Source organism: Kitasatospora sp. MBT63 (genome assembly GCF_000710465.2).
Lineage (GTDB): Bacteria > Actinomycetota > Actinomycetes > Streptomycetales > Streptomycetaceae > Kitasatospora.
The window spans coordinates 1-8,427 of sequence record NZ_JAIZ01000087.1 but is presented as its reverse complement, the minus strand read 5'-3'; the positions used below and the strand labels follow the sequence as shown (position 1 = coordinate 8,427).

Here is an 8,427-nt window from a genome sequence, read left to right as displayed (position 1 = left end):
GCCCGGCCCCCGTACCGACCGGTCCGTCGCCGTCCGAGCCCTGCCCCGACCGCAGGACCGCTCCGACCGCGGCCATGACCGCCGCCTGACGGGTCCCGACACCGCCGCCCCTGCCGCGGCAGCCACCGCACCGCCCTGCCCGGTGCGGCCTCGCTCTCCCCTCGGATCCGAGCCCGGCCGCCCGCCCCCTCCCACGCCCTGAACCGTCGGTGCACGCCGACGCCGCGCCCCGCGCCGCCCACGGACCAGCCGTCCCCGGGTGGGCCAGGCGTGCACCCGAAAGGTGACCCACACACATGAACGCACTCGCTGACGGCCGTCCGCAGCTCGCCAGACGCTCCTTCCTCGGGCTCGGCCTCGGGGCGGGCGCCGCGCTCCTGCTCGCCGCCTGCGGCGGCGCCGACACCGCCGGGACCGGTGCGCCGGGCAGCTCCGGCACCCTCAAGTGGGGCTGGGCGCTGCCGACTTCATGGGACCCGGTGTTCTCCTCGGCCGGCTGGGACGTCCATGTGCTGTCCCTGGTCTACGCCGGCCTGACCAAGCTCGACGAGCACGGCGCGGCCGTCCCCGCGCTGGCCACCGACTGGACCTACGCCCCCGACGGCGCCTCCGTCACCTTCCGGCTGCGCCCCGGCCTGACCTTCGGGGACGGCACCCCGCTGGACGCCGCCGCCGTCAAGAAGAGCCTGGACCGCGGCCGCACCGACCCCAAGTCGCTGGTCGCCCCGCAGCTGGTGCACGTCGCGGAGGTCACCGCCACCGACCCCGGCACCGTCGTCCTGCACCTCACCCAGCCGGACTACCAGCTGCCCAACCTGCTGGCCGGCAAGACCGGAATGATCGTCAACCCGAAGGCCTTCGAGGCCGACGCCGCCGCCCTCGCCACCGCACCGGCCGGCGCCGGACCCTTCACCCTGACCTCGTACACCCTCAACACCAAGGCCGTGCTGCGCCGCAACCCCGGCTACTGGGACGCCGCCTCGATCAAGCTGGAGAACTTCGAGCTGTACCCGCTGCCCGACGCCACCACGGTGGTGGCCGGCCTGCAGTCCGGTCAGTTCGACGTCGCGCAGATCCCCGGCAGCCAGGTCGCCGCCGCCAAGGCGGCCGGTCTGGAGGTCCAGGTGATCCCCTCGCTGGTGGTCGCGGTGCTCGACGTCAACACCACCAAGGCCCCCTTCGACAACCCCGACGTGGTCGAGGCACTGAAGTACGCGATCGACCGCGAAGCCCTGCTGAAGACCCAGCTGTTCGGCTTCGGCGAGGTCAACCACCAGCCCTTCCCCAAGGGTTACGTCGGCCACGATCCCGGCTCGGACGACCTGTACCGCTACGACCCGGACAAGGCCCGCGCGCTGCTCGCCAAGGCCGGCCACCCCGACGGCGTCGACCTGGCGATCACCACCACGGCCGCCCAGGGCCTGCCCGAACAGCTCCAGGCCCAGCTCAAGCAGGTCGGCATCCGCGCCACCATCGAGGTGGTCCCGGCCGCCCAGGCCACCCAGATCGTCTACGTCCAGCACTCCAAGGCACTGTTCACCGACCAGTTCGCCGGCCGGGACTCCGCCGCCCAGGCGTTCCAGGTGCTGTTCGGCGACCAGGGTCTGATGAACCCCGGCCGGACCACCCCGCCCGAGCTCAAGGACGCCGTCGAGAAGGTCTCCCGCACCCCGCTCGACTCGCCCGACTACCCGAAGGTGCTGCAGGCCGCCACCGCGCTGGCCGTGCGCACCATGCCCAACGTCTTCCTCTACAGCGTGCCCAGGCTGCTCGCCCGCCGCCGCTCGGTCTCCCAACTGCCCGCCTCCACCGTGGTGCAGCGCTTCGAGGGGGTGAGCGTGTCGTGAGCGCCGTCCTCGCGCCCGGCCGGCCGCTGCGGGCGGGCCCGCTCGCCCGGCGCGCCGCCCGGGCGCCCCGGACGGCCGGCCGGATCCTGGCCGGCACCGCCACCGTGTTCCTGCTCTCCTCGCTGCTCACCTTCGCCCTCGGCGCCGTCTCCGACGCCAACCCGGCGGCCGCCGCCCTCGGCGAGACCGCCACCCCCGCCGACATCGCCCGCCTCGACCACGAGTTCGGCCTCGACCGCCCGCTGCCCGCGCAGTACGGCAGCTGGCTGGTCCACGCGCTCGGCGGCGACCTCGGCCGGTCCTGGTTCACCACCGTCCCGGTGGCCGACTCGATCTCCGCCGCCCTGCCCGTCGACCTCTCCATCGCGGGCCTCGCGCTGGTGCTGGCCGTCGCGCTCGGCGGGGCCGCCGGCACGGCCGCCGCGCTCGGCCACGGCGGCCGGGTCGACCGCGCGGTCACCGCCGTCTGCACCGTGCTCGGCACCCTGCCCGCCTTCGTGATCGCCATCGGACTGATCACCCTGGTCGCCGTCCAGCTGCGGCTGCTGCCCTCCGGCGGGTACGTGCCCTTCGGCCGGAACCCCGCCCAGTGGCTGCGGTTCGCCTTCCTGCCCGCTCTCGCGCTCAGCCTGGACGCCGCCGCCGGGATCGCCCGCCAGCTGCGCAGCTCCCTGGTGGGCGCGCTGCGCGAGAACTACGCCACCGGCGCCGTGATGCGGGGCCTGTCCCGGCGCCGGGTCCTGCTCGGCCACGTCCTGCGCAACGCGGCCGGCCCCGCCGTCACCGTGCTCGGGATGAGCGTGCCGATGCTGATCGGCGGCGCGGTGGTCACAGAACGGATCTTCAACCTGCCCGGCATCGCCCAACTGTCGCTGCGCGCCGCCGAACAGCACGACGTCCCGGTCATCCAGGGCACCCTGCTGGTCACCGTCGCCGTGGTGCTGATCGCCAACCTGGCCGTGGACGCCGGGCTGTACGCCCTCAACCCGGCGGCCCGGCGCGGCCGTCCGGCCCGGGCCGGACAGGAGGCGGACCGGTGAGCGTGCTGCGCACCACCGCCCGGGCGCCGATCGCCCGCACCGCCCTGGCCGTCCTCGCGGTGGTCGCCGTACTGGCCCTGACCGGCGGCCTGCTGGCCCCGCTCGACCCGCTCGCCCAGGACACCGCCCGGATCCTCCAAGGCCCGAGCGGCGCCCACCTGCTGGGCACCGACTACCTCGGCCGGGACGTGCTCAGCCGGCTGCTGGCCGGCACCGGACTGTCGGTGCTGACCGCCGCCGAGGCGGTCGCCGCGGCGATGCTGCTCGGGGTGGTGCCCGGGCTGGCGTCGGTCCGGTTCGGCGCGGCGCTGTCCTGGATCTCGCTGCGCGCGGTCGACGCGCTGATGACACTGCCCTTCACGCTGTTCGCCATCGCCGCCGTCGGGGTGCTCGGCAACGGCCTGCACCAGGCCATGCTGGCGCTCGGCGTGCTGCTCGCCCCGCTGTTCTTCCGGGTCACCCGGGCCGCCGCGCTCGGCCTCGACCGGGCCCAGTACGTCGAGGCGGCCGAGCTGATGGGCGCCTCCCGCAGCTGGATCCTGCGGGTCCACATCTGGCGCAAGGTGCTGCCCACGGTGGCCGTCACCACCGCCCACGCGCTGGCCACCAGCCTGCTCGCGGTCTCCTCGCTGACCTTCCTCGGCATCGGGGTCCAGCCGCCCGCCCCGACCTGGGGCGGGATGCTCGCCGGCGACCTCGGGTTCCTCGCCCAGCAGCCCTGGGCGCCGGCCCTGCCGGCCGCCCTGATCATGCTCACCGTCGGGGCGCTCAACCTGCTCGCCGACGCCGTCCGCGACGCCGAACCCGCCGACGCGGTCCGGGGCGCCGGACCCGCCGACACCGCCGTACGGAAGGAGCACCGCGATGGCCTCGCCGCCGTCTGACCACCCCGCGCCGGCCGACCGGCCCGTCCTGACCGTCGACGGCCTGCACGTCACCGTCGGCCACGGCCGCACCGAGGCCGTCCGCGACGTGTCGTTCACCGTCCGCCGCGGCGAGGCCCTCGGCCTGGTCGGCGAGTCCGGCAGCGGCAAGACCCTCACCTGCCGCTCGGTGCTGGGCCTGCCCGCACCCGGGGTACGGGTCTCGGCCGGGCGCATCGACCTCGGCTCCACCGACCTCACCGCGCTCACCGGCCGCCAGTGGCAGCAGGTCCGGGGCAGCCGCCTGGGCGCCGTCTTCCAGGACCCCGGGTCCTACCTCAACCCCGCGCTCACCGTCGGCCGCCAGCTCGGCGAGCCGCTGCGGCTGCGGCTGGGGATCTCCCGGGCGGAGGCCCGCCGGCGCGCCGTCGACCTGTTCGCCGCGGTCGGCCTGCGCGACCCCGGGGCGGTCCACGACCGGTACCCGCACGAACTGTCCGGCGGCATGCTGCAGCGGGTCCTGATCGCCGTCGCGGTCTCCGGCGACCCCGAACTCCTGGTCGCCGACGAGGCCACCACCGCGCTGGACACCGTCGTCCAGGCCGAGGTCCTCGACCTGCTCGACCGGCTGCGCACCGAACGCGGCCTCGCCCTGCTGCTGGTCACCCACGACCTGGCCGTGGTCGCCGAGGTCTGCGACCGGATCGTGGTCCTCTACGCCGGCCAGGTCGTCGAGGACGGCCCGACCGCCGAGGTGGTCACCGCCCCCGCGCATCCCTACACCGAGGCACTGCTGCGGGTCGCCGCCACCGGCGACCGCCGCCGCGGGCTCGCCGTCATCCCCGGCCGCCCGCCCGAGCCCGGCACCACCGGACCCGGCTGCCGGTTCGCCGACCGCTGCGGCTACGCCACCGACGCCTGCACCGCCGGACCCGTGCCGCTCACCCCCGCCGGGGACGGCCGCCTGGTGCGCTGCCTGCGCGCCGCCGAACTCGCCCTGCACGGAGCCGCCGACCGCGACGCCGACCGGGCTGCCGACCGCCCCGCCGACCGCCCCCTCGACCGAACGGAGGTACCCGCATGACGCTCACCACGGACCGGCCGGCCGCCCCGCCCGCCACCGGGCGCCCCACCGAGGAGCCACTGCTGCGGATCCGCGGACTGGGCGTCTCGTACGGCACCGGCGCCCGGGTGCTGGACGGGATCGACCTCGACGCGCGGGCCGGGGAGATCCTCGGCGTGATCGGCGAGACCGGCTCCGGCAAGACCACCCTGGCCCGCGCCGTGGTCGGCCTCGCCCCGGTGACCACGGGCCGGATCACCGTCGACGGCACGGACCGCACCGCCCTGCGCGGCCGCGCCCTGCGCGAGGCCCGACGGGCCGGCGCCGTCCAGTACATGTTCCAGGACCCGCTGCGCTCGCTCGACCCCGACCTGGCGGTCCGTCACCTCATCGGCGAACCGCTGGCGGTGGCCGGGATCCCGGCCGACGTCCGGGCGGAGCGGGTGCTCACCGCGCTCGACCTGACCGGACTGGACCGGGCACTCCTCGACCGCACCCCCGGACGCCTCTCCGGCGGCCAGCGCCAGCGGGTCGCGCTCGCCCGGGCCATCGTCACCCGCCCCCGGCTGCTGCTCGCCGACGAACCCGTCAGCGCCCTCGACGCCTCCAACCGCAACCACGTGCTGCGCCTGCTCGACCGGCTGCGCCACGAACTGGGCCTCGCCGTCGTGGTCATCTCGCACGACCTCGACTCGCTGGCCGGCGTCGCCGACCGGATCGCCGTCCTCTACCGCGGCCGGCTGGTCGAACAGGGGCCCGCCGAAGCCGTCCTGACGCGCCCGCTGCACCCGTACAGCGCCCTGCTCGCCGCCTCCGCGCCCGGGCTCGACCGCACCCGCCGGGCCGGGCTCGCCCTGTTGCGCACCCCGTCCCCGGCCGCCCCCGCGGACGCCGCCTGCGTCTTCGCGCACCGCTGCCCCTTCGCGGACGCCGACTGCCGGGAACTCCCGCAGCCGCAACCGCGCGGCGCCGACCGCACCGCCGCCTGCCACCACGCGCCCGCCTGGCGCGAGCACCTGTCCCGCTGACCGGCAGGCCGCCGGGCATCCGACCGCCCCGGCGCGGCCGTCATCCCGGCGCGTTTCCTGATCCGCCCCTGACACACCTGATGACGGGGCGCCAGCTGAGGAGGAAGATGCTCCTCCGGCAATCAGCTCAGCTGTACGCGTGTGCACCTCGGACCGTCCCCGCAAGCACTGGAGAGATCGCCGCATGACCCACGCCCCGCCGGCCCCGGCCGATCCGGCCCCCGCACCGCCCGGCCTGGCCCCGCCCGACCCGGCCCGGCTGCCGGACCTCACCGCCGCCCTGGCCGCCCGCGCCGCCGAGCACGACCGGGCGGCGAGCTTCCCGCACGAGGGCATCCGACTCGTCCACGCCGCGGGCCTGTTGACCGCGACCGTGCACCCCCGCCACGGCGGGCCCGGGGCCGGGCTCGCCGACACCGTCCGGATCCTGCGCGCCCTGGGCGCCGGGGACCCGGCCGTCGCCCTGGTCACCGCGATGACCCTGTTCACCCACGCCGCCCAGGCCCGGGCCCCGCACTGGCCGGCCGGCCCGCTCGCCGAACTGCTCACCGAGGCGGCCGAACGCCCGGTGCTGGTCAACGCTCTGCGGGTGGAGCCCGAACTCGGCACGCCGGTCCGCGGCGGCCTGCCCGCCACCGTCGCCCGCCACCGCGGCGACCACTGGGAGCTGACCGGCCGTAAGATCTTCTCCACCGGGGCCGTCGCACTGCGCTGGATGCTGGTCTGGGCCCGCACCGACGAACCGCGCCCGCGGGTCGGGTCGTTCCTGGTACGGTCCGACCGCCCCGGGATCACCGTCGAGCCGACCTGGGACCACCTGGGGCTGCGGGCCAGCCGCAGCGACGACGTCCTGCTGGACGCCGTACGCGTCCCGCTCGACCACGTCACCCACCTCGCCACGCCCGACCCGGCCGGCGGCCGGGACCAGGTCGGCGGCGCCTGGAACTCACTCGGCCTGACCGCCCTGTACCTGGGGGTGGCCCGCGCCGCCCAGCAGTGGCTGACCGGCTTCCTGCACGAGCGCACCCCGAGCGCGCTCGGCGCGCCGCTGGCCACCCTGCCCCGGTTCCAGAGTGCCGTCGGCGGGATCGACATCGCGCTCGGCGGCGCCGAACGCCTGGTCACCGCCCTGGCCGAGGCCGTCGACGCCGGCCGGCCCGGCGCCGCCGAGGAGGCGCCCGGCGCCAAGCTGCTCGGCACCCGGGCCGCCATCGACGCCGTCCAGCAGGCCGTCGCCCTGGTCGGCAACCACGGCCTCACCCACCACCACCCGCTCCAGCGCCACCTCAGGGACGTGCTGTGCAGCCGGGTGCACACCCCGCAGGACGACACCGTCCTGCTCGCCCTCGGCCGCGCTGCCCTGCACCGCGGCGCGCCCAACCCCCTTGCCACGAAAGGCCACTGAACCATGTCCGTCGAATTCATCGGAATGATCTCCACCCACGACGTGTCGGAGACCCGCCCCGCCTCCGGACCGGTCGTCGACCGCGACTACACCCGCCGCTTCGCCCAGGCCCACGAGGAGGCCGGGTTCGACCGGATCCTGGTCGCGCACTCCTCCGCCAGCCCCGACCCGCTCCAGGTCGCCGCGTACGCCGCCGCCCACACCGAGCGGCTCGGCCTGCTGATCGCCCACCGCCCCGGCTTCATCGCCCCCACCCTCGCGGCCCGCACCCTGGCCACCCTCGACCAGTTCTCCGGCGGCCGGGTCGCCGTCCACATCATCACCGGCGGCCACGACGCCGAACAGCGCCGCGACGGCGACTACCTCGCCAAGGACGAGCGCTACGCCCGCTCCGACGACTACCTGACCGTGCTCACCAAGGCCTGGACGGCCGACGCGCCGTTCGACCACGACGGCCCGTACTACCGCTTCGCCGACTTCCACTCCGAGGTCCGGCCGGTCGGGAAGATCCCGGTGTTCTTCGGCGGCTCCTCCGAGGCGGCCTACCGGGTCGGCGGCAAGCACGCCGACACCTTCGCCCTGTGGGGCGAGCCGCTGGCCGAGACGGCCCAGCAGATCGCCTCGGTGCGGGCCGCCGCCGAAGCGGCCGGCCGCACCACCCTGCCCGGCACCAGCGTCTCGTTCCGTCCGATCCTCGGCCGCACCGAGGACGAGGCCTGGGAGCGGGCGCACCGCATCCTGGACACCATCCGCAGCCGCGCCGACGCCTTCGGGGGCCGCCGCCAGGTGCTGCCGGTCGGCCCGGACGCGGTACCGCAGAACGTCGGCTCCCAGCGGCTGCTGGCCGCCGCCGCCAAGGCCGACCGGCACGACCGCGCGCTGTGGACCGCCCCCGCCGCCGCCACCGGCGCGGCCGGCAACTCCACCGCCCTGGTCGGCACCCCGGAGACCGTCGCCCGGGCCCTGCTCGACTACGTCGACATCGGCGCCACCACCCTGCTGATCCGCGGCTACGACCCGCTGGACGACGCCACCGACTACGGACGCGAACTGCTCCCGCTGGTCCGCCAGGAACTCGCCCACCGCGACGCGGCCGCCGCCCGCGCCGAGGCCGCCCGTGCGGAGGCTGCCGCGCGCGCCGAGGCCGTGGGCGCGGCCCGGTGACCACCACCCCCGCACCG

The 8,427-nt window shown here is 76.2% G+C and carries 7 protein-coding genes; all 7 read left to right on the top strand.

All coding sequences use genetic code 11. The annotated features are described in order from the left end of the window. Positions 1-296 precede the first annotated feature (296 nt). Positions 297-1,847 (top strand): ABC transporter substrate-binding protein, encoded by a 1,551-nt coding sequence (locus AA75_RS05860; RefSeq protein ID WP_033818686.1) that lies wholly within the window; start codon positions 297-299, stop codon positions 1,845-1,847. Then, entirely contained in the window at positions 1,844-2,887 is a 1,044-nt protein-coding gene (locus AA75_RS05855) for an ABC transporter permease (RefSeq protein WP_051811903.1), read from the top strand. Before AA75_RS05860 ends, AA75_RS05855 begins: the two co-directional genes overlap by 4 nt. 5 nt (positions 2,888-2,892) lie before the next feature. Next, complete coding sequence (locus AA75_RS05850) at positions 2,893-3,771, top strand: ABC transporter permease (RefSeq protein ID WP_051811904.1); 879 nt, start codon at positions 2,893-2,895, stop codon at positions 3,769-3,771. After that, positions 3,752-4,834, top strand: a complete 1,083-nt coding sequence (locus tag AA75_RS05845; protein WP_082526287.1) for an ABC transporter ATP-binding protein — start codon at positions 3,752-3,754, stop codon at positions 4,832-4,834. Before AA75_RS05850 ends, AA75_RS05845 begins: the two co-directional genes overlap by 20 nt. Continuing rightward, on the top strand, positions 4,831-5,841 hold the full coding sequence (locus AA75_RS05840; RefSeq protein WP_082526286.1) for an ABC transporter ATP-binding protein: 1,011 nt from the start codon (positions 4,831-4,833) through the stop codon (positions 5,839-5,841). Before AA75_RS05845 ends, AA75_RS05840 begins: the two co-directional genes overlap by 4 nt. A gap of 184 nt (positions 5,842-6,025) precedes the next feature. Then, positions 6,026-7,246 carry an acyl-CoA dehydrogenase family protein gene (locus tag AA75_RS05835; RefSeq protein ID WP_051811902.1) on the top strand — a complete coding sequence of 407 codons (1,221 nt, stop codon included), beginning with the start codon at positions 6,026-6,028 and terminating at the stop codon, positions 7,244-7,246. A 3-nt stretch (positions 7,247-7,249) separates the two neighbouring features. Further along, positions 7,250-8,410, top strand: coding sequence for an LLM class flavin-dependent oxidoreductase (locus AA75_RS05830; protein ID WP_033818685.1), 1,161 nt, complete (start codon positions 7,250-7,252; stop codon positions 8,408-8,410). Positions 8,411-8,427 lie beyond the last annotated feature (17 nt).